Source organism: Luteibacter sp. NPDC031894, from assembly GCF_050273135.1.
Classification (GTDB): Bacteria; Pseudomonadota; Gammaproteobacteria; order Xanthomonadales; family Rhodanobacteraceae; genus Luteibacter.
On record NZ_JBNNMV010000007.1, the window covers coordinates 184,799 to 204,538 of the forward strand.

The 19,740-nt window shown below is 66.5% G+C and carries 16 protein-coding genes and 1 rRNA gene; 1 reads left to right on the forward strand and 16 read right to left on the reverse strand.

Annotation, left to right across the window (positions count from 1 at the left end; translation table 11 throughout):
- Window positions 1-169: 169 nt before the first annotated feature.
- From ACQKIE_RS17075 to ACQKIE_RS17135, 13 genes are all read right to left on the reverse strand, one after another.
- Window positions 170-1,036: a mechanosensitive ion channel family protein gene (locus ACQKIE_RS17075; protein ID WP_427461325.1), complete on the reverse strand. Its 867-nt coding sequence runs from the start codon at window positions 1,034-1,036 to the stop codon at window positions 170-172.
- Between the two features lie 145 nt (window positions 1,037-1,181).
- The gene (locus ACQKIE_RS17080; protein ID WP_427461327.1) at window positions 1,182-3,509 is read right to left on the reverse strand and encodes a carboxy terminal-processing peptidase; all 2,328 of its coding nucleotides are present in this window, start codon (window positions 3,507-3,509) and stop codon (window positions 1,182-1,184) included.
- Between the two features lie 28 nt (window positions 3,510-3,537).
- On the reverse strand, window positions 3,538-4,536 hold the full coding sequence (gene lipA / locus ACQKIE_RS17085; RefSeq protein ID WP_427461330.1) for a lipoyl synthase: 999 nt from the start codon (window positions 4,534-4,536) through the stop codon (window positions 3,538-3,540).
- 13 nt (window positions 4,537-4,549) lie between these two features.
- A complete protein-coding gene (gene lipB / locus ACQKIE_RS17090) occupies window positions 4,550-5,218 on the reverse strand; it encodes a lipoyl(octanoyl) transferase LipB (RefSeq protein WP_427461332.1) in 669 nt (222 codons plus the stop codon).
- Between the two features lie 193 nt (window positions 5,219-5,411).
- Window positions 5,412-5,702: a DUF493 family protein gene (locus ACQKIE_RS17095; RefSeq protein WP_427461334.1), complete on the reverse strand. Its 291-nt coding sequence runs from the start codon at window positions 5,700-5,702 to the stop codon at window positions 5,412-5,414.
- 13 nt (window positions 5,703-5,715) lie between these two features.
- A complete protein-coding gene (locus ACQKIE_RS17100) occupies window positions 5,716-6,939 on the reverse strand; it encodes a D-alanyl-D-alanine carboxypeptidase family protein (RefSeq protein ID WP_427461336.1) in 1,224 nt (407 codons plus the stop codon).
- 37 nt (window positions 6,940-6,976) lie between these two features.
- Window positions 6,977-8,269 carry a septal ring lytic transglycosylase RlpA family protein gene (locus ACQKIE_RS17105; protein WP_427461338.1) on the reverse strand — a complete coding sequence of 431 codons (1,293 nt, stop codon included), beginning with the start codon at window positions 8,267-8,269 and terminating at the stop codon, window positions 6,977-6,979.
- A complete protein-coding gene (gene mltB, locus ACQKIE_RS17110; protein WP_427461340.1) occupies window positions 8,266-9,294 on the reverse strand; it encodes a lytic murein transglycosylase B in 1,029 nt (342 codons plus the stop codon). The genes ACQKIE_RS17105 and mltB overlap by 4 nt, the downstream gene beginning before the upstream one ends.
- A gap of 69 nt (window positions 9,295-9,363) precedes the next feature.
- Window positions 9,364-10,440: a rod shape-determining protein RodA gene (rodA, locus tag ACQKIE_RS17115; RefSeq protein ID WP_427461365.1), complete on the reverse strand. Its 1,077-nt coding sequence runs from the start codon at window positions 10,438-10,440 to the stop codon at window positions 9,364-9,366.
- Between the two features lie 40 nt (window positions 10,441-10,480).
- The gene (gene mrdA, locus ACQKIE_RS17120; protein ID WP_427461342.1) at window positions 10,481-12,493 is read right to left on the reverse strand and encodes a penicillin-binding protein 2; all 2,013 of its coding nucleotides are present in this window, start codon (window positions 12,491-12,493) and stop codon (window positions 10,481-10,483) included.
- On the reverse strand, window positions 12,490-12,981 hold the full coding sequence (mreD, locus tag ACQKIE_RS17125; protein WP_427461344.1) for a rod shape-determining protein MreD: 492 nt from the start codon (window positions 12,979-12,981) through the stop codon (window positions 12,490-12,492). The genes mrdA and mreD overlap by 4 nt, the downstream gene beginning before the upstream one ends.
- Complete coding sequence (gene mreC, locus ACQKIE_RS17130) at window positions 12,978-13,928, reverse strand: rod shape-determining protein MreC (protein WP_427461346.1); 951 nt, start codon at window positions 13,926-13,928, stop codon at window positions 12,978-12,980. The genes mreD and mreC overlap by 4 nt, the downstream gene beginning before the upstream one ends.
- Window positions 13,929-13,968: 40 nt before the next feature.
- Window positions 13,969-15,015, reverse strand: coding sequence for a rod shape-determining protein (locus tag ACQKIE_RS17135; RefSeq protein ID WP_072322142.1), 1,047 nt, complete (start codon window positions 15,013-15,015; stop codon window positions 13,969-13,971).
- Between the two features lie 272 nt (window positions 15,016-15,287).
- Between ACQKIE_RS17135 and ACQKIE_RS17140 the strand changes: the two genes are divergently transcribed.
- Window positions 15,288-16,223: a carbohydrate kinase family protein gene (locus tag ACQKIE_RS17140; RefSeq protein ID WP_427461348.1), complete on the forward strand. Its 936-nt coding sequence runs from the start codon at window positions 15,288-15,290 to the stop codon at window positions 16,221-16,223.
- 112 nt (window positions 16,224-16,335) lie between these two features.
- Here ACQKIE_RS17140 and glpK read toward each other — a convergent pair whose 3' ends face one another.
- The 3 genes from glpK to rrf all read right to left on the reverse strand — a co-directional run bounded on the left by glpK (window position 16,336) and on the right by rrf (window position 19,577).
- The gene (gene glpK, locus ACQKIE_RS17145) at window positions 16,336-17,841 is read right to left on the reverse strand and encodes a glycerol kinase GlpK (protein WP_427461367.1); all 1,506 of its coding nucleotides are present in this window, start codon (window positions 17,839-17,841) and stop codon (window positions 16,336-16,338) included.
- A 2-nt stretch (window positions 17,842-17,843) separates the two neighbouring features.
- Window positions 17,844-19,349 carry a glycerol-3-phosphate dehydrogenase gene (gene glpD / locus ACQKIE_RS17150; protein ID WP_427461350.1) on the reverse strand — a complete coding sequence of 502 codons (1,506 nt, stop codon included), beginning with the start codon at window positions 19,347-19,349 and terminating at the stop codon, window positions 17,844-17,846.
- Between the two features lie 113 nt (window positions 19,350-19,462).
- A 5S ribosomal RNA gene (gene rrf / locus ACQKIE_RS17155) occupies window positions 19,463-19,577 on the reverse strand.
- Between the last annotated feature and the right edge of the window lie 163 nt (window positions 19,578-19,740).

A 19,740-nucleotide genomic window follows, 5' to 3' on the forward strand; every position in this document is an offset into this window, starting at 1 on the left:
CGCAACCGGACGATTGTAATCCCTCAGGAGCGCGGCCGGACCCGTTTTCCACGATTAAAACGGTCGTTTGGGATGGATTTCTGGTTTGCGCGGGGGGTTCTGGCGTTGGGGGCGCGCACGGACTCCATGATCCTCATGCGTCGCGGATGTCGGTCCCACCGGGCGATCGCTATGGGGCGGCCGGATCGAGCGGATTCTTTTCCTCTCCCGCCGCGGGCCCCACCAGCCGGATCTCGCTCTGCGGATACGGAATGGTGATGCCTTCCTCGTCGAAACGCTCCTTGATGCGGCGGAGCATCGTGGTCTGCGCTTCCCACATGTCGGGCACGGCGGTCCAGCCGCGGATCACGAGGTTCACGCTGGAGTCGCCAAGGCCCTCGGTCCAGACGCCGGGAGCCGGGTCCTTGAGGATTCGCGTGTCGGCGCCGAACAGGTCCTGCACCACCTGCATGGCCTTGCCGATGTCGTCGCCGTAGCCGATGCCGACCTTGATCTCGAAACGACGGGTGCCGCGCACGTTGTAGTTGATGATCGCGTCGCCGCCCACCTTCGCGTTCGGCACCACGGCCTGGCGGTTGTCGGGCGTGATCAGGTAGGTGTGCATGAGGTTCACGCTTTCGACCGTTCCGTCGACACCGCCAACGGTGACGAAGTCGCCCACGCGGAACGGACGGAACAGGATCAGCAGCACGCCCCAGGCGAGGTTGGACAGCGAGCTGTTGAGCGCCAGGCCGATCGCGAGGCCGGCGGCACCGATGGCGGCGATGAAGGACGCCGTCGGCACGCCCATGGTTCCCAGCACCTGGATGAAGAGCAGCGCCAGCAACACGCCGTAGATGATGTTGCGAAGGAAGAGCGCGAGGGTGACGTCGACGCGGGCGCGCTCGAGGGCGCGGCGTCCGAAGTTGGCGAGGCGTGCGGCGATCCAGAAGCCGAGCACCAGCAGCAGGACGGCAAGTCCGATGCGGATAGCGTAGGTGAGGATCAGCGCGCGCATCGCGTGGTCGACGCCGAGGCGGTCGAGGAAATCGATCATGTTCCCTGCCCTTGTGCGGTGGAAAAATCCGCACCGAGGCTAGCAGGAACTCCGTGAAAACGGAGGGGCCAATGCTCGTTGCTCCTGCCAGATAGCAAGAGACCTCCCAGATCGGGAGGTCTCTTCCGTCCCTTCCAGCGGACGCTTACGGGGTGCTGTCGCCCGTGGGTTTGGCCGGCACCTGTGCCGTTTGCGGTGCGTCGATCTTGCGGCCGCCATACGGCAGCACTTCCGCGGCAAGCTTGGCGTCCGTCTTGATCATCGCCACTTCGTCGCCGACGATGTGCGCGGCTTCGTCGAGCGGCGTGTCCTTGGCCTTCTTGGCCTCGGCTTCCTGCTTGATCTCCGACTTGATGCTGCGCTCGTTGGGATTCAGGCCGTCGTCGGACGTGTCACCCGTGTCGCCGAGTTCCGCCGGGCTGCCGTCGCCGCCGAAGATCGCCTTTCGGCGGTTGCGGAAGTCCGTCTGCGTGGCTTCGTACTGTTTGCGCTCCGCCTGGCGAGCGGCGAAGTTGAGCGAGATGTCGGTCTTGTCGCGCAGCTTCTGGTACTGCGCCAACTCGTCGAGCATCAGCTTCCACGCCGGCGAGTTCGCCACGCGCGCCTTATGCTTCTCGTTGAGCGGGCCGATGATCGGCTTGAGATCGGCAACCGGCTTGTAGTCGGCCGGATCGATGTGCCGCCACGGCAGCGCGTTGTCGTAGGTGGACTCGCCGAATTCCTTCGCATCGCCGTTCTGCGGGAACTGCACGTCGGGCGTGACGCCGCGCAACTGCGTGCTGTCGCCGTTGATGCGGATGAACTCGGCGATGGTCATCTTGAGCTCGCCGTACTTGGCGTCCTCGCCCGTCGTGGCCTTGCCGAAGCGGTCGAGGTCCACCAGGTTCTGCACGGTGCCCTTGCCGAAGGTGGGCTCGCCGATGATGAGGCCGCGGCCGTAATCCTGGATGGCCGCCGCGAAGATCTCGGAGGCCGAGGCCGAACCGCGGTTGACCAGCACCGCCATTGGGCCGTCCCACGCCATGCCCGGCGCGTCGTCGCCCTGGGCGTCGACCTGACCGCGCGCGTCGCGCACCTGCACGACCGGACCGGTGTCGATGAACAGGCCGGTGAGCTCGGTGGCTTCGTTGAGCGAACCGCCGCCGTTGTTGCGCAGGTCCATGATGACGCCTTCGACCTTCTGCGCCTTCAGCTCGGTAAGCAGCTTGGAGACGTCACGGGTGGCGCTCTTGAAGTTGGCGTCGCCGTTACGGCGGGCGCCGAAGTCCTGGTAGAACGTGGGCAGTTCGATCACGCCGATCTTGCGCGTGACGTCGCCGTCCTTCACGTCGATGACCTTCGACTTGGCGGCCTGCTCCTCCATCGTGACCTTCTTGCGCACGAGGGTGATGACCTCGTGCTTGCCGTCCACGCCGGCATCGGCCGGGAGGACTTCGAGGCGAACGGTGGTGTCCTTCTTGCCGCGGATCAGCTTCACCACGTCGTCCTGGCGCCAGCCGACCACGTCGACCATGGGGCCGGTCTCGCCCTGGCCGATGGCGACGATGCGGTCACCGGGCTTCATCTTGCCGGACTTCATCGCCGGGCCGCCCGGGACGAGCTCGCGGATGGTGGTGTAGTCGTCGCGCGCCTGCAGCACCGCGCCGATGCCTTCGAGCGACAGGCGCATCGCGATGTCGAACGCGTCCGCGGCACGGGGACCGAGGTAGTCGGTGTGGGGATCGGTGGAGTTCGCGTACGCGGTCATGAAGGCCTGCGTGGCGTCCTCGTCGTCGAGCTGGCGCACGCGCGTGATGTACGTGGCGTAGCGCTTGTCGAGCGTCTTGCGAATGTCGTCGTCGCTCTTGCCGGCGAGCTTGAGGCGCAGCCAGTCGTTCATCGTGCGCTTGCGCCACACGTCGTCGAGCTCGGCCTGGTTCTTCGGCGCCTCGGCCTTCTTGCGGTCGAAGTTGAAGCTGTCGTTACCGCTGAAGTCGAAGCCCTTCTTCAGCAGGCTGCGCGCGTAGTTCATGCGATCGACGGCGCGCGTGATGTACAGGTTGAACACCGAGAACGGACCGCTGAGGTCCTGGTTCCAGATGGCGTCGTCGAGCTGCGTCTTCAGCGGGTCGAACTTCGCGAGGTCTTCCTGGGTGAAGAACACTTTCTCGCTGTCGAGCGAATCCATGTAGGCCTTGTAGATCTTGGCCGACATGGCGTCGTCGAGCGGCTGGGCCTGGTAATGGAAGCGGGTGAGGAACCGCGCGGACAGCTGCGACGCCTGCGCCTCGGCCTGGGTCGGCTTCAACGGAAGGCTCGACTCCTTGCGCTGCGGCTGCGGCGAGGTGGCGGCTTCCGAGGCGTCCTTCGGCTGCGGGGCGGACTTCGTCGCCGGCGCGGTCGTGTCGGGCTGCTGCTGCGGGGCAGCGGCCTGTGCCTGGACGCCCGCGGCCGACAAGGCCAGCAGGAGGGCGATCGCGGGGCGAAGAGTCATGTAGTCGGAGCCTCGGTATGTTGGGCGTTTATTCGACGACGCCGGCGGCGTGAGCCATCAGGTCGGCATGGTAGGAGGATCGCACCAACGGGCCGGAAGCGACATGGGAGAAGCCCATCTCTTCGCCAGCGATACGCAGCGCGTCGAATTCGTCCGGCGTCCAGTAACGGACCACCGGATGGTGGTGCGCCGTCGGCTGCAGGTACTGCCCGATGGTGATCATGTCGACGTTATGGGCGCGTAGATCCCGCATGGTCTCCAGCACCTGCTCCATCGTCTCGCCCAGGCCCAGCATGATGCCGGACTTGGTCGGCACCGACGGGTGCTGCGCCTTGAAGTTCTTCAGCAGGTCGAGCGACCACTGGTAATCGGCACCGGGACGGACCTCGCGGTACAGGTGCGGGACCGTTTCCAGGTTGTGGTTGAAGACGTCCGGCGGGAAATCCTTCAGGACGTCCAGCGCGCGCTCCATGCGGCCCTTGCCGCGGAAGTCGGGCGTGAGGATCTCGATGCGGATGTCCGGGCTGGCGTGGCGGACGGCGCGGATGCACGAAGCGAAATGCTCGGCGCCACCGTCGCGCAGGTCGTCGCGATCCACCGAGGTGATCACCACGTAGCGCAGGCGCATGTCGCGGATGGTCTCGGCAAGGCGCGCCGGCTCCAGCGGATCCGGCGGCAGCGGACGGCCGTGGGCCACGTCGCAGAACGAGCAGCGGCGGGTGCAGACCTCGCCGAGGATCATGAAAGTGGCGGTGCCCTTGGAGAAGCACTCGTGGATGTTCGGGCAGGAGGCTTCCTCGCACACCGTGACCAGCGAGTTCTCGCGCAGGCGCGCCTTCAGCTGCTGCACGGCGTTGCCCTGCGGCAGGCGCACGCGGATCCAGCCGGGCTTGCGCAGCGCGGGCTGCGTGGCGTCGAAGCTCGCGCGGTTAAGCCCGATCTTGTCGTTGCCGAGCATCTTCTCGCCGGGCTTGTCGACGACGGCGATGGGAATGCTGCGGGAGGGGGAAGCGGAAGTCTGGCTCATAGGGGCTACAGCCTCAGACCGCAAGGCGCGCGGGGAGTTCGGGAAGGGTGGGATCGGCGGGTACGGCGTGGAAACCGAACTGCTTGCAGAATTCCTGTACCAGGACGTCTTCCACGTCCGCCAACCGTGACGGACCGCCTAAGTCTAGCACCTGGGTGACCTCCAAACCCTTGTACCCGCAGGGATTGATGCGGTGATAGGGCTCGAGGTCCATGTCCACGTTGAAGGCCAGACCGTGGAAGCTGCAGCCGCGGCGGATGCGCAGGCCCAGGGCGGCCACCTTGGCGTCGGCCACGTAGACGCCGGGGGCGCCGTCGCGGCGCTCGGCCCCGATGTTCCATTCGCCCAGGGTGTCGATGATGGCCTGCTCGATCTTGTTGACCAGCTCGCGCACGCCCACGCCCACCCGCCGAAGGTCGATCATCGGATAGGCCACGATCTGGCCCGGGCCGTGGTAGGTGACCTGACCGCCGCGATCCACCCGGACCACAGGGATGTCGCCCGCGAACAGCACGTGCTCCTCCAACCCCGCCTGCCCCAGCGTGAACACCGGGTCGTGCTCCAGCAGCCACAGCTCGTCGACGGTGTCGTCGGTGCGGTTGTCGGTGAAGGCGCTCATGGCCTTCCAGGTGGATTCGTAGGGGACACGCCCCAGCCGGCGGACGTTGAGGGGGAGGGTCATGGGGGACGGGGATCGGAGGGGATGAGGGCGAGTTGTGGGCGTGGACCACACGATACAAGAGTTGACGCCCAGCCAGCCCGTGTAGGAGCCGCTATAGCGGCGAGGAACCTGCCTCGCCGCTTTGTGGCTCCGTGGGCTCTCGCCGCTATAGCGGCTCCTACAGCGAGCGGCTGCTACGGGAGCGGCGAAATCCTCACATCGTGAAACGGATGTTCTCGTCCGCTCGCAGGGTGCTGTGCGCCTCGAGGTACTTCTCCCGGGTGACGGCGACGAAGCTCACCGTCACCGACTGATAGTTGCCGGCGGGGGTGAGCTTGGTCGACAACGTCTCGTGGAGGACTTCCACCCCGATGGCGTGCAGGAGCGCCGGCACGTGCTTGTCGAGGCCCGCGTTGGCGTTGCCGATCGCGGTGATCTCGAACTCGCCCGGGAACTGGAAGCCCTTCCCTTCCTTCTGCGCTTCGCTGAAGTCGATCTCGCGCATGACCGATGCCCTCTTACTTCTTGTCGCTGTCGTCGCTGTGGAACCACAGCAGGATCGTGTCCCAGAGGCGCGAGAAGAACCCGCCCTCGGGCGCATCGTTCAGGGCCACCAGCGGCTTGGTGAGCACCGGCTGGCCGTCGAGCGTGACACGCAGGGTGCCGACCTGCTGGCCCTTCTTGAACGGGGCGATCAGCGTGGCCGGGATGTCGAGGTTCGCCTTGAGCTTGTCGTAATCGCCGCGCTTGACTGAGACCATGGCGTCTTCGGTGAGGCCCAGCGGAATAGTGCTCTCGGCGCCCTTCCACAGCTTCGGCGTGGCCAGCGGCTTGTTGGCCTCGTAGAGCTTGTGCGACTCATAGAAACGGAAGCCATAGTTGAGCAGCGCCAGCGCGGCATCGGCGCGGCCCTTCTCGCTGGTGGCGCCCATGACGATGGCGATCATGCGGGCGTCGCCCTGCTTCGCCGAGGCGGCGAGGCAGTAGCCGGCCGCGGCCGTGTGGCCCGTCTTGATGCCGTCAACGGTGTTGTCGCGCCACAGGAGCAGGTTGCGGTTGTGCTGCTTGATGCCGTTCCACTCGAACTCCTTCACTGCCGAGATCGCATAGTCCTCGGGGAAGTCGTGGATCAGCGCGCGAGAGAGGATCGCGATGTCGCGAGCGGTCGTGTAGTGATTGGCGATCGGGTAACCGGACGCGTTCTGGAAGTTCGAGTGGGTCATGCCCAACTGCTTCGCGTACGCGTTCATCAGGTTCGCGAACGCCGGCTCGGAGCCCGCGGTGTGCTCGGCCAGCGCGATGGCGGCATCGTTGCCCGACTGGATGATCATGCCGAACAGCAGGTCCTTCAGCGGCACCTGGCTGTTGAGCTTCAGGAAGCTGGTGGAGCCGTCCGTGCCCGCGCCGCCGCCGCGCCACGCGTTCTCGCTGATCGTGACCGGATCGGTCATGTGGATCTTGCCGTTGCCGATCTCGGCGGAGACGACGTAATCGGTCATCACTTTCGTGATGGAGGCCGGCTCGACCTGCATGTCCGGATCTTTCGATGCGATGATCTGCCCGGTGTTGTAGTCCATCAGCACCCAGCTCTTGCCTTCCACGTCCGGCGGCGGCGGCACCGGCGCCTCGGGAACCACCGGGCGCGGCACGGACGGGCGGGGCGGCGTCTGCTGCGCCACGGTCACGCCGGCGACGAGCGCGGCGGCGGCGAAAGCGAACAGGGAACGGGGCAAGAGCTTCATCGTTTCAGTGGTCCAGTCAAAGCAGAAAAAAAGAGGGTCAGTCTACCGCGACCTGCGGCCTGGGCAGGCCCATGCCGGCAATCTGGTCGGTGAGGCGATCGGCGGTGTCGACATCGGACAGGGGCCCGACCCGCACACGCCGGACATTGCGGCCACCGATCTGCGCCTCCACGACACTGACCGGCCCAAGGCCCGCACGGTTCAACTGGTCGGCGACGCGCTGGGCGTTGGCGACATCGGAAAAGGCGCCCACCTGGAGGTAGATGCTGGGTTTTCCGGCCACTGGCGGCGTGATCGCGCCTTCGGGCGCCGCCGCGACGGGTGCGGGCGCCGGGACGGCGGCTTTCACGCTGCCAGTCGCCGCCGGCTGTCCGGCGGTTCCCCGCCCCGCGGCCGGCGGCAGGGCTTCCGCGGCCGACACATTGGTCATGCCGGCCACGTGACCGTCGTCGTCTCCGGTGTCACCCCCGGCGGGCACGGCGGGCGCTGTGGCGGCACCCATCGCGCCGACGGCAGCGGCCGGCATCGCCACGGTGCGCGGCGCCGAAGCGCCTCCGGCATTCGGTCGAGGCGGCGGCGCGGTGATCGGAGCGGGCTTCGGCGCGGTGTTCACGTAGGGCGCGCCGCGGTCGCTGCCAGGATCGCGCGGATCGATGGCGCGGACTTCCACGAGACCCGTGCCCTTGGGCCACACGCCGATTTTCACGGCGGCGGCGAAGGACAAGTCGATGATGCGGTTCTCGTGGAACGGTCCGCGATCGTTGACGCGGACGATGACGCTCTTGCCGTTCTCGAGGTTGGTGACACGCGCGTAGCTCGGCAGCGGCAAGGTCTTGTGCGCCGCCGAGAACTGGTACATGTCGTATTCCTCGAGGCTCGAGGTCTTGTAGCCGTGGAACTTGTTCCCGTAGAACGATGCGATGCCGCGCTCGACGTAACCGTGCGGGCTCGGCAGCACGTTGTAGGTCTGGCCCAGCACGGAATACGGCGACTTGTTGCCGTACAGCGAGCGCGGCTCGACTTTGGGCACCGGCTCGGGAAGCTTGTTCACGTCCGGAATGTCGGTGGGCACGCTGTCGCTGCGGCTGCGGTAGCGGCTGGACTGGCCCTTGCGGATGTCGTCGTAAGCGCGCGAGGACGACGGGGAGCTGCCGCCACGCGACGAGGGACGGGAGTTCTTGGAGCCGCCGCAGGCCGCGAGGAGCACCGCAACCATCAAGACGGCGAAAATCCGAACGATGCGACGCTCGGTGGGACCCGACCCTGTCGGCGATTCGGGCTCGCCGCGAGCACCCATCGCCGACAGCGTCGGCTCCCACCGAGCATTCATTGCGTGTTCGACCCCGCTACACGTATGCGGATTTCCTGCGCCAGCTGGTCGACGGCCATGGCGTACATCGGGCTGCGGTTGTAGGTCGTGATGACGTAGAAGTTCTGGAAAGTGAACCAGTACTCGTCGCCGGCGGGGCCGTCGAGGCGAGCCAGTTGCGCGTCGCGTCCCGGGTTCAGGTGCTGCAGCGGCGCGAAGCCTTCGGCGACGAACGATTCCACCGGCGCCACCGGCTTCCAGTCCTTGGGCACGGCCGGCGCCACGGCGCGCGCGTCAGGCTGGGCGCGTGCGGCGACCGGGCCGCCCGCTTCCCAACCGTGCTGAGCGAAGTAATTGGCCACGCTGGCGAAGATGTCGCCCATCGAGCCCTTCATGTCGATGCGGCCGTCGTGGTCGTAATCGACGCCCCAATCGCGGATGGACGAGGGCATGAACTGGCCCCAGCCCTGGGCACCCGCATAGGAACCGGTGAGCGTGTCGAGCGGGCCGCCGAGGTGGTTGGACGGCAACTCCAGCAGGACCTTCAGCTGTTCGCGAAAGAACGGGGCCCGCTTCGGGTAATAGAACGCCAGCGTGGCCAGTGCATCGAGCACTTTCCACTTGCCGGTGTTGCGACCGTAGAACGTCTCCACGCCGACGATCGCCACGATGTATTCGGGCGGCACGCCGTATTTGCGCCCGATATCGTCCAGGAGCGCGCGGTGCTCGCGATAGAAGTCGGCGCCGGCCGAAATGCGCTGCTCGGTCAGGAAGATCGGACGGTAATCGCGCCACGGCTTGCCTTCGGCCGGCCGGCTGATCGCGTCGAGGATCGCCTGCTGTTTCTTCGCGCCGTCGAGCAGCGCGTTCAACGAGGACGTGCTTTTGCCGGTGTCCTTCGCCACCTCGCGCACCAGTTGCTCCTGGCCCGGATGAGTTCCGGCGAAGGCGGCGGAGGCGAACAGGAGGAAGGCAATCATCGCGCCGGCGAGGCGCGGGAATGGGCGGGCGGGTCGTGCGCGGCGCGCGGCGAGAACTTCATCCATGCGTCGAAGCGTAACACGCGAAAGTGGCCTATCCAGGGCGAATTCGCTGACGCGTTCAGCCGCGGACGGCTAATCGTGCAGCTTGCGGTTTGCGTGGATCGACATCAGGACGCCGAAGCCCGTGAGCAGCGACACCGCGGAGGTGCCGCCGTAGCTGACCAGCGGCATCGGCACGCCCACCACCGGCAGGATGCCGGCGACCATGCCGCCGTTCACCGCCACGTAGACGAAGAAGCTCATGCCGATGGCGCCCGCCAGCAGGCGCGAATACGTGTCGCGCGCGTTCATCGCGATCCACAGGCAACGGCCGATGATGAAGGCGTACAGCAGCATGATCGCGATGACGCCAATCAGCCCGAACTCCTCGGAGAACACCGCGAAGATGAAATCCGTGGTGTGCTCGGGCAGGAAATCCAGGCGCGACTGCGTCCCATGCTGCCAGCCCTTGCCGAAAACGCCGCCGGAGCCCACGGCGATCTTCGACTGGATGATGTGCCAGCCATTGCCCAGCGGGTCGGACTCGGGATCGAGCATCGTGCGCACGCGATTGCGCTGGTATTCGTGGAGGAATTGCCAGGCTACCGGTACCGCCGCCGCCGCGCCGCCGACGAGGAGGCCGATGCGCCACCAGGCCATGCCCGAGAGGAACAACGCAAACGCGCCCGCGCCCGCCACCAGCAGTGCCGTGCCGAGGTCCGGCTGTTCGGCGATGAGTCCCGCCGGCACCGCGATCAGCAGGCCCACGACGGCGATGTCCTTCCAGCTGGGTGGCAACTGGCGAGGGTGCAGATACCAGGCGACCATCATCGGCATCGTCAGCTTGAGCAGTTCGGAGGGCTGGAAGCGCATGACACCGAGGTCGAGCCAGCGGTAGGCGCCCCTGCCCTCGCCGAGCACCGCCACCACCACCAGCAGCGCCGTGCTGCCCATGTAGAGCCACGGCGTCCACGAGCGCAGCACCGGCGGCGGAATGCGCGAGATGACCAGCAACAGCACGCCACCCAGCACGAAGCGCGCGGCCTGCCCCCCCACCAGCGAATAGTTGCCGCCGCCGGCGCTGTAAAGCGTGGCGAGACCCGCGCAGGCGAGAAGGAACAGGGCCAGCAGCAATGGCAGGTCGAGGCGCGGCCGGGTGAGCAGGCGCATGCCGAAGCGTTTCAGGCGGACGGACAGTTGCTCGAGCACGTTATTGGTCCTCGCCGTCGTCGTAGGGTGGTTCGGCGGTTCCGGCCGCCGCGGGCTCGGCGCCCTGCACGGACGACGCTTCCGCGGCTTCCGCCTCGGGCACGGTGTCGGCCGTGACGATCTGTCCAGGCGCCGGGTCGACCGGACGCTGCCCGCCCTCGTCGACCACCCACTGGTCGAGGATCTTGCGCGCGATGGGGCCCGAATCCTCCGCTCCCCACGCGCCGGCCTCGAGGACCACGGTGACGGCGATCTTCGGATCGTCCGCGGGCGTGTAGGCGATGAACAGCGCGCGATGGCGGCTCGCCAGGTACGCCTTGTTCTTGTTGGTGTCGTACGCGTCGGTCTTGCGCGAGAAGCGCTCGGCCGTGCCGCTCTTGCCCGCGATGAGGAAGGGGAAGCCGATGCCAAGCTTCTTGCCGGTGCCCTTGCCCGAGTTGATCACCGCCTCCATGCCCTGGTTCACCGCGTCCCAATCGGCGGCCTTGCGGATGATGGACGGGCCGCTCGGCGGGAAGGACTGCGGTACGCGCGCGCTGTCGACGCCGTCCTGCGTGTCCAGCAGCAGGTGCGGCGCGTACGGCACGCCGCGGCCCGCGAAGGTGGCCACCGCGTGCGCGAGCTGGATCGGCGTCACCGCCCAATAGCCCTGGCCGATGCCGGAAATGATCGTCTCACCCGGGTACCAGCCCGCCTTGCTGCGCGACGCCTTCCATTCGCGCGACGGCAGCACGCCCTCCACCTCGCCAATGAGGTCGATGCCGGTCTTCTTGCCGAAGCCGAGCTTGCCCATCCACGCGGAGAGGCGATCGATGCCCATGTCGAGGGCGAGCTTGTAGAAGTAGGTGTTGGTGGACTTCTCGATGGCGCCGATCATGTTCACCGTGCCGTCGCCGCCGCGCTTGTCGTCGCGATAGCAGCGCGATTGCCCGGGGATACAGAACTCGCCGGTGGAAAGCACGGTATCGCTCGGCCGGCGGATGCCCATGGCGAGGCCGCCGAGGGCGAGGAACGGCTTCACGGTCGAGCCGGGCGGGTACACGCCACGCAGCGCGCGGTTGTACAGCGGCTTGTCCGGCGCCGTGGTCAGCGCCTTGTAGTCGGTGGAGCTGATGCCGTTGACGAAGAGGTTCGGGTCGAAACTGGGTTCGCTGGCGAAGGCCAGCACCTGCCCGTTGCGCGGATCGATCGCGATGGCGGCGCCGGCGCGGCCGTTCATCGCTTCCTCCGCCGCCTTTTGCAGGCGCACATCAATGCTGAGGTAGATGTTCTTGCCCGGCGTGGGCGGCGTCGTGTCGAGGACGGCCTGGGTGCGACCGTCGGCGTTCACCTCGACCAGCTCGTAGCCCGGCGCGCCATGCAGCAGCTTCTCGTAGTAGCGCTCGATGCCGATGCGTCCGATGTGCGTCGTGCCCTTGTACGTGGCCTCTTCCTCCTCGTCCATGCCTTCGAGGTCGTCCACGTCGATGCGGCTGACATAGCCGATCACGTGGGCCAGCTGCGCGCCCATCGGATAACGCCGGGTGAGGTACGGCACCACGTCCACGCCGGGGAACCGCCAGCGGTTCACGGCGAAGCGCCCGATCTCGTCCTCGGTCAGTTTCAGCTTGAGCGGCACGCCTTCGAAGCGTCGGCTCTGCTTCACCTGCTTCCGGAAGGTCGCGATGTCTTCGTCGCTGAGCGGCACCACGGCACCGAGCTTCGAGAGCATGTCGTCCATGTTGGCGACCTGCTCGGGCGTGACCTCGAGCCGGAACGCCGGCACGTTATCGGCCAGCAGTACGCCGTTGCGGTCGTAGATCAGCCCGCGCGCAGGCGGGATCGCACGCGGTTTCACGCGATTCTGGTCGGAACGCACCACGAATTCGTCGTGGTGCAGCACCTGCAGGTACACGTAGCGCACGCAGACGGCCGCGAGGCCGAGCAGGATGAGGGCAAAGCCGGCCATGGCGCGGCGGCGGAACAGCGCCACCTCGCCGCGGACCTCCTTGATCGAGGCGCGCCGCCGGCTCATGCCTCGTGGATGCGCAGGCGCGCGCGGAGGTCGTCGAGGATGAGGAACACGAACGGCCACAAGGCCGCGCCGATCAGCGGCGAGATCCAGTATTCCGGCGGTGGCAGCGGGTCGCCACTGAACACGCGCACCAGCAACAGCAGGATGCGGTCGTTCACGAGGAGGCCCAGCACGGCCAGCGACTGCTGCCACATGGGGAAGAAGCGCAGCCGCGAGCGGAAGCGCAGCGCGATGAAGACCATCGCGGTGAGACGCAGCGCCTGCTCGCCGAGCAGGACGCCGTCGAACAGGTCCGCCGCGACGCCCAGGCAGAAGGCCAGGCCGAGCGTGACCCTGTCACCCGACTGCAGGCACCAGTAGAGCAGCACCAGCGCGGGCCAGTACGGCTTCAACGGCGTCAGCGGGCCCGGCAGCGGGATCAGCATGAGGAAAAGCGAGATCAGCAGCGTGGCGGCGAACCACAGCTGGCGGACGCGGAGCCGGTTCATGGCGTCCCCCCGGCCGTCGGCGTGGCCGCCGGGGGTGCGTTCGGATCCGGCGCAAGGCTGGTCGGCGGCCCGACGTCCGGCGCGGGTGCCGGGGGACCGGCGCCTTCCGCGAGGTCATGCAGCAGGAGCACGTCCTCGCTGCGGTCGAGGTCCGCGGCCGGTTTGGCCTGCGCGGAGAGGAAGGTGCCGGAGGGTGTCTGTACCACATCGCGGATCTCGCCCACCGGGAACCCTGGCGGGAAACGCCCACCAAGGCCCGAGGTGACCAGCTTGTCGCCCGCCTGCACGTCCGCCGAGACGGGAATGTTCGGGAGGGAAAGCATGTCGCCCGCGCGCGAGCCGTAGGCGATGGTGCGCAGGCCGGTGCGTTCGATGGTCACGGGAATGGCATGGTTCGGGTCGGTGATGAGCATCGCGACCGACGTCGTCGGCAGCACCTCGACGATCTGGCCCATCACGCCACGCGCGTCGATCACCACCTGGCCCGGTTGCACCTTGTCGCGCGCACCCACGTTCAGCACGATCCGGTGGCGGAAGCTGCCCAGGTCCACGCCGATCAAGCGAGCGAGTTGCACGTTCAGCGAGAGGCTGTGCTGGGTGTCGAGCAGTTCCTTGAGGCGCTGGTTCTGCTCGGCCACGGAGGCCATGCGGTTGAGCTTGGCGTTCGCGAGCAGCAGGTCCTCGCGCAGGCGCTGGTTCTGCTCCGTCAGGCGCTGGCGATCGGCGAACGCGACCGTCGCCGCGTGGAACCCCTGCGACGGGAGGCCAGCGATGCGGTAGACGGGTTCGACCACGAGCGACAGCCCATAACGCACGCTGCGCAGCCAGCCGCCGCGGTGGTCGAGCACCATCAGCACGCAGGCGAGCGCGAGGTAGACGATCAGGCGCAGCGTGCCCGCCACGCCGCCCGCGAACAGGGGCGAGGTGTCGTCGCGATTCAGGGCCATGGTCTAGCGCGCTCCGGCCACCGCGCCGCGCGCGCCGTCATCATTCGAACGCGAAGAAGTCGCTGCCGTGCTGGTCGATCATCTCCAGGGCCTTGCCGCCGCCGCGCGCCACGCAGGTGAGCGGGTCGTCGGCCACCTGCACGTGCAGGCCGGTTTCCTCGGAGATCAGGCGATCCAGGTCGCGCAGCAGCGCGCCGCCACCAGTGAGCACGATGCCGCGCTCGGCCACGTCGGAGCAGAGCTCCGGCGGGGTCTGCTCCAGCGCTGCCTTCACGGCGGCCACGATGCCCGACAGCGGCTCGTGGAGGGCTTCCAGCACCTCGTTGGAGTTGATCGTGAACATGCGCGGCACGCCCTCGGCGAGGTTGCGGCCGGAAATCTCGATCTCGCGGACCTCACTCTGCGGGAAGGCGCAGCCGATCTCGAGCTTGATCCGCTCGGCCGTGGATTCACCGATCAGCGTGCCGTGGTTGCGGCGCACGTAGTTGATGATGGCCTCGTCGAAGCGGTCGCCACCGACGCGCACGGACTGCGAGTACACGATGCCGTTGAGCGAGATGACGGCCACCTCGGAGGTGCCGCCGCCGATATCCAGCACCATGGAACCCCGCGCCTCGTGCACCGGGATCCCGGCGCCGATCGCGGCGGCCATGGGCTCCTCGATGAGGAAGACGTCGCGGGCGCCGGCGCCTTCGGCCGATTCCTTGATGGCGCGACGCTCCACCTGGGTGGAGCCGCAAGGTACGCAGACCAGCACGCGGGGGCTCGGACGCAGCATGCGCGAGCGGTGCACCTGCTTGATGAAATGCTGCAGCATCGCCTCGGTCATGGTGAAGTCGGCGATGACGCCGTCCTTCATCGGGCGCACCGTGGCGATGTTGCCCGGCGTGCGGCCAAGCATGCGCTTCGCGTCGCCACCCACGGCCGCCACGGCCCGGGGACCGCCCGGACCACGGTCCTGGCGGATCGCCACCACCGAAGGCTCGTTCAGGACGATGCCCTGCCCGCGCACATAAATGAGCGTATTCGCCGTGCCGAGATCGATGGAGATGTCGTTCGAAAAGAGTCCGCGGAACTTCTTAAACATGATGCGGCGGGCGCCCATAGCGGGAAAAAGTAAGCGTGCGAGTCTAGATTGGCGCCCTCCCCCACGCAAGGGTACAGTCGTTAAGAAAGCCTTGTAAGTCCGAATGATGCGAGCGGAACCTGCCCGGCCGGGACACCTGCGACCGCCCCTGGGAGGTCGCCTCCGGCCCCGTTTTTCGGTACGATTCGACGGTTTGCCGGACCCCGCGCGGGCGGCGTTTCTCGCGGCGGCCATCCCGGTCGCGCCAATCCACTTTCAGGGCCACCCATCGCATGACTGCCGTTATCTGCGGATCGCTTGCCTATGACACCATCATGGTGTTCCAGGACCAGTTCAAGAACCACATCATTCCGGACCAGGTGCACATCCTGAACGTGTCGTTCCTGGTGCCCGCGATGCGCCGCGAGTTCGGCGGTTGCGCAGGCAACATCGCCTACAACCTCAAGCTGCTCGGTGGCGAACCGATGCCGGTGGCGACGGTAGGCCAGGACTTCGCGCCGTATCGCGCGCACCTCGAGAAGTTCGGCATCCGTCTCGACGGCGTGCGCCAGTTCGACGACCAGTTCACGCCGCAGTGCTTCATCACGACCGACCTGGACAACAACCAGATCACCGCCTTCCATCCGGGCGCGATGTCGAGCGCGCAGGAAAATCATGTGCGCGACATCGCGCATTGCACGTTCGGCATCGTCGCGCCGGACGGCCGCGAAGCGATGCTGCAGCACGTGGATGAGTTCTCCGCGCGCGGCGTTCCCTTCATCTTCGATCCGGGCCAGGCGATGCCGTTGTTCAACGGCGAAGAGTTCCGCTCGATGATCACGAAGTCCACGTACGTGATCGTCAACGACTACGAGTCGCAGCTCCTCCAGCAGCGCACCGGCTGGAACGCTTCGGAGATCGCGTCGAAGGTCGATGCGTACATCGTGACGCAGGGCCCGCGCGGTTCGCTGATCCACGTGGACGGAAAAACCGTGGAGATTCCGCCGGCACGCGAGCGCCAGGTCGTCGACCCCACCGGCTGCGGCGACGCGTACCGCGCCGGCCTCATCTTCGGCATCATGAAGGGCTACGACTGGCCGACCATCGGCCGCATGGCATCGCTGATGGGCGCCCTCAAGGTCGAACACCCGGGCACGCAGAACCAGTACTTCACCTACGACCAGTTCGCCGGCGAGTTCGCGGAGCAGTTCGGTTACGCGCTTCCCTGATCGCCGCGAAATGGCTTAAAAAAAGGGGCGGCGCAACAGTGCGCCGCCCCTTTTCTTTGGTGGGAGCCGACTCTGTCGGCGATGGTGTTCGCCGCACTTGAATCGCGCAGTGCTACAGCTTGCGCGCCTTGAATCCCATCGCCGCGCTCACCGCCTGCTTCCAACCGTCGTAGAGATCCTCACGACGTTCCCGCGTCATCGCCGGAATAAACTCACGATCCACGGCCCAGCGATTCGCGATGTCGCTCTTGTCCTTCCAGAACCCGACGGCAAGTCCCGCTAGGTACGCCGCGCCTTGTGCCGTCGTCTCCTGCACCTTCGGCCGCAACAACGTGACGTCGAGGATGTCCGCCTGGAACTGCGCCATGAAATCATTGGCGATGGCGCCACCATCGGCGCGCAATTCTTTCAACCGGATGCCCGCATCCGCCTGCATTGCCTCCAGCACGTCGCGCGTCTGGTACGCCATCGATTCCAGCGACGCGCGGATGAATTCCTCCTTCGTCGTGCCACGCGACAAACCGAACACGGCACCGCGTACATCGCTCTTCCAATACGGCGCGCCTAATCCAACGAACGCCGGCACGACATACACGCCGCCGTTGTCTTTCGCACGTTCCGCGTACGCTTGCGAGTCCGAGGCCTTGCCGAACATCCGCAAGCCGTCGCGCAACCATTGCACGACGGAGCCCGCGACGAAGATGCTACCTTCGAGCGCGTACTCGACCTTGCCGTCCACGCTCCACGCGATGGTCGTCAGCAAGCCGTTCTTCGAGCGAACGGCTTTTCCGCCCGTGTTCATCAGCATGAAGCAGCCGGTGCCATAGGTGTTCTTCGCCATGCCCTCCTCGAAGCAGGCCTGCCCGAAGAGCGCCGCCTGCTGGTCACCGGCGATGCCCGCAATCGGCACTTCCATGCCGAAAACGTGCCTCGATTCGGTGGTTCCATAGACCTCGCTGGACGACTTCACATCCGGCAGCATCGCGCGAGGCACGCCCAGCATGTTCAGCAACTCGTCGTCCCAGGCGCAGGCATGGATGTCGTACATCAGCGTGCGCGAGGCATTGGTCACGTCGGTCACGTGGACCTTTCCGCCGGTCAGGTTCCAGATCAACCAGGTGTCGATCGTGCCGAAAAGGAGTTCGCCGGCTTCGGCCCGAGCCTGCGCGCCCTCGACATGGTCCAGGATCCACCGCACTTTCGTGCCCGCGAAGTAAGGATCGATCAGGAGACCCGTCTTTTCCCGCACCATCGGCTCATGGCCCTTCGCCTTGAGCTTGTCGCAGAGTTCGGCGCTCTGCCGGGACTGCCACACCACGGCGTTATGGATCGGCTGGCCCGTGTGCCTGTCCCACACCACCGCGGTTTCGCGCTGGTTGGTGATACCGATGCCCGCGATCTGCGCCGGATCGACCTGCGCATTGCTGATGACCTCGGTCATCGTCGACAGCACGCTGGTCACGATCTCGCGCGGGTTGTGCTCCACCCAACCCGGCTGTGGGAATATCTGCGCGAACTCGCGCTGCGCCATACCGGCGATGCCGCCCTCGCGATCGAAGAGGATCGCGCGCGAACTCGTCGTGCCCTGATCGATGGCGAGGATGTACGACTTCTTCATGGTCACGCGGAAATCGTCTCGCGCTGGTCCGACGCCAGGTAATCAGCGAGACGTTGTACGTCCGGCGGCGCGATCCGCAAGCCCAGCTTGCTTCGCCGCCACAGGATGTCCTCCGCCGCCACGGCCCACTCGTGTCGAACGAGGTAATCGACTTCCGCCTGGTAGAGGTCCGCGCCGAAATGCTCGCCCAGTTCGTACAGACCCCGCGCCTCCCCGAGCATGTCGCGCGCTCGCGTGCCGTAGCTGTGCGCCAGGCGCCACGCCATGGCCTCCGGCAGCCAGGGGCGCGATCCGCAGATGTCGTCCAGCAACTCCCCGATATCCCGCTCTCCACCACCCGGTAGCGGGCGAGCATCCGCGGTCCACGCGCCATGGTCGTTCCCTAGAAGCGGTGCGACGATGTCCATGGCCTCCTCCGACAACTTGCGAAACGTGGTCAGCTTGCCTCCGAAAACACTCAAGAGCGGCGGCCCCTGTTTGTCGACGTCCAGCAGGTAGTCGCGCGTCACTTCGGAGGCCTTGCCTGACTCGTCCTCCAACAGCGGGCGAACACCGCTATAGGACCAGACCACGTCATCGGGGCCCAGCTGCTTCTTGAAGTAGCGGTTCGCCGCGTCGCAGAGATAGGTAACCTCGTCTGGCGTGATCAGCGGGTGCGAGGGATCGTCCGTGTACTCCAGGTCCGTCGTCCCGATAAGCGTGAAGTCTCGCTCGTACGGGATGGCGAAGACGATGCGGCGATCGGGCTGTTGAAAGATGTACGCGTAGCGGTGATCGAACCACTTCGGCACCACGATGTGGCTGCCTTTGACGAGGCGAAGCGACCGGCTGTGCTTCACATGGGCCACGTCGTCGAGGAAGTTCGCCGCCCATGGCCCTGCGGCGTTGACCAAGGCGCGCGCCTTCACTTCGTGCCTCGTGCCGTCCGCGGATTTTAGCTCCGCAGCCCAACCGTCGCTGTCCCGCCTCGCGCTGACGCAGCGCGTGCGTGTCTCGATACGAGCGCCGCGTCGGGCGGCGTCCATTGCGTTCAGCACCACCAGCCGCGCGTCCTGGACCCACGCGTCCGAATAGACGAAGCCGACGTGGAATTCGTCGCGCAAAGGTTTCCCGGTGACGTGCTTGGCAAAGCGTATCCGCCGTGAGCCGGGTAGCGTGCGGCGCCCGCGGCCAAGATGGTCGTAGAGGAGCAGCCCGATGCGGATCATCCAGGCGGGGCGCAGGTGCGGCTGGTGGGGAAGGACGAAGCGCAGCGGCCAGATGATGTGTGGTGCGGCCCGCAAGAGCACCTCGCGCTCGGCGAGCGCCTTGCCGACCAACGCGAACTCGAACTGCTCCAGATAGCGCAAGCCGCCGTGGATGAGCTTGGTGCTCGAGCTCGACGTGTGGGCGGCGAGATCGTCGCGCTCGCACAGCCAGACACTGAGGCCTCGCCCGGCCGCGTCACGCGCGATGCCGACGCCGTTGATGCCGCCACCGACTACCAGGACATCGACCTGCTCGACCATCGTTGCTTCCTCGACGGGAGTTTTCCCATCGTCGCGGATGATAAGGGATGGCGGGATGGATAAAACCAAAAAGAAAAACCCGGCCTCTTTCGAGACCGGGTTTTGGATAAAGCCCCTGGCGGTGACCTACTCTTGCATGGCTTGAGCCACACTACCATCGGCGCATGCGCGTTTCACTTCTGAGTTCGGGATGGGATCAGGTGGTACCACGCCGCTATAGCCGCCAGGGAAGGGGTGGGAGCAGCGCAGGTGCGCCGGCTCCACAGAGGGTGTAAACGAGTGACAAGCGTCCGGGATCGACCGGAGGATTGCGTTAAGACGGTGAAGCGTCTTGGGGTTATATGGTCAAGCCTCACGGCTCATTAGTACGCGTAAGCTCAATGCATTGCTG

Excerpts from the sequence above, each read along its gene's own strand:
- mltB (WP_427461340.1), bottom strand. The coding sequence starts at position 9,294 with ATGGATGAAGTTCTCGCCGCGCGCCGCGCACGACCCGCCCGCCCATTC.
- rodA (WP_427461365.1), bottom strand. The coding sequence starts at position 10,440 with ATGCGCCTGCTCACCCGGCCGCGCCTCGACCTGCCATTGCTGCTGGCC.
- glpK (WP_427461367.1), bottom strand. The coding sequence starts at position 17,841 with ATGAAGAAGTCGTACATCCTCGCCATCGATCAGGGCACGACGAGTTCG.
- ACQKIE_RS17080 (WP_427461327.1), bottom strand. The coding sequence starts at position 3,509 with ATGACTCTTCGCCCCGCGATCGCCCTCCTGCTGGCCTTGTCGGCCGCG.
- ACQKIE_RS17095 (WP_427461334.1), bottom strand. The coding sequence starts at position 5,702 with ATGCGCGAGATCGACTTCAGCGAAGCGCAGAAGGAAGGGAAGGGCTTC.
- mreC (WP_427461346.1), bottom strand. The coding sequence starts at position 13,928 with ATGGCCCTGAATCGCGACGACACCTCGCCCCTGTTCGCGGGCGGCGTG.
- glpD (WP_427461350.1), bottom strand. The coding sequence starts at position 19,349 with ATGGTCGAGCAGGTCGATGTCCTGGTAGTCGGTGGCGGCATCAACGGC.
- lipB (WP_427461332.1), bottom strand. The coding sequence starts at position 5,218 with ATGACCCTCCCCCTCAACGTCCGCCGGCTGGGGCGTGTCCCCTACGAA.
- mrdA (WP_427461342.1), bottom strand. The coding sequence starts at position 12,493 with ATGAGCCGGCGGCGCGCCTCGATCAAGGAGGTCCGCGGCGAGGTGGCG.
- ACQKIE_RS17075 (WP_427461325.1), bottom strand. The coding sequence starts at position 1,036 with ATGATCGATTTCCTCGACCGCCTCGGCGTCGACCACGCGATGCGCGCG.
- mreD (WP_427461344.1), bottom strand. The coding sequence starts at position 12,981 with ATGAACCGGCTCCGCGTCCGCCAGCTGTGGTTCGCCGCCACGCTGCTG.
- lipA (WP_427461330.1), bottom strand. The coding sequence starts at position 4,536 with ATGAGCCAGACTTCCGCTTCCCCCTCCCGCAGCATTCCCATCGCCGTC.
- ACQKIE_RS17105 (WP_427461338.1), bottom strand. The coding sequence starts at position 8,269 with ATGAATGCTCGGTGGGAGCCGACGCTGTCGGCGATGGGTGCTCGCGGC.
- ACQKIE_RS17100 (WP_427461336.1), bottom strand. The coding sequence starts at position 6,939 with ATGAAGCTCTTGCCCCGTTCCCTGTTCGCTTTCGCCGCCGCCGCGCTC.
- ACQKIE_RS17135 (WP_072322142.1), bottom strand. The coding sequence starts at position 15,015 with ATGTTTAAGAAGTTCCGCGGACTCTTTTCGAACGACATCTCCATCGAT.
- ACQKIE_RS17140 (WP_427461348.1), top strand. The coding sequence starts at position 15,288 with ATGACTGCCGTTATCTGCGGATCGCTTGCCTATGACACCATCATGGTG.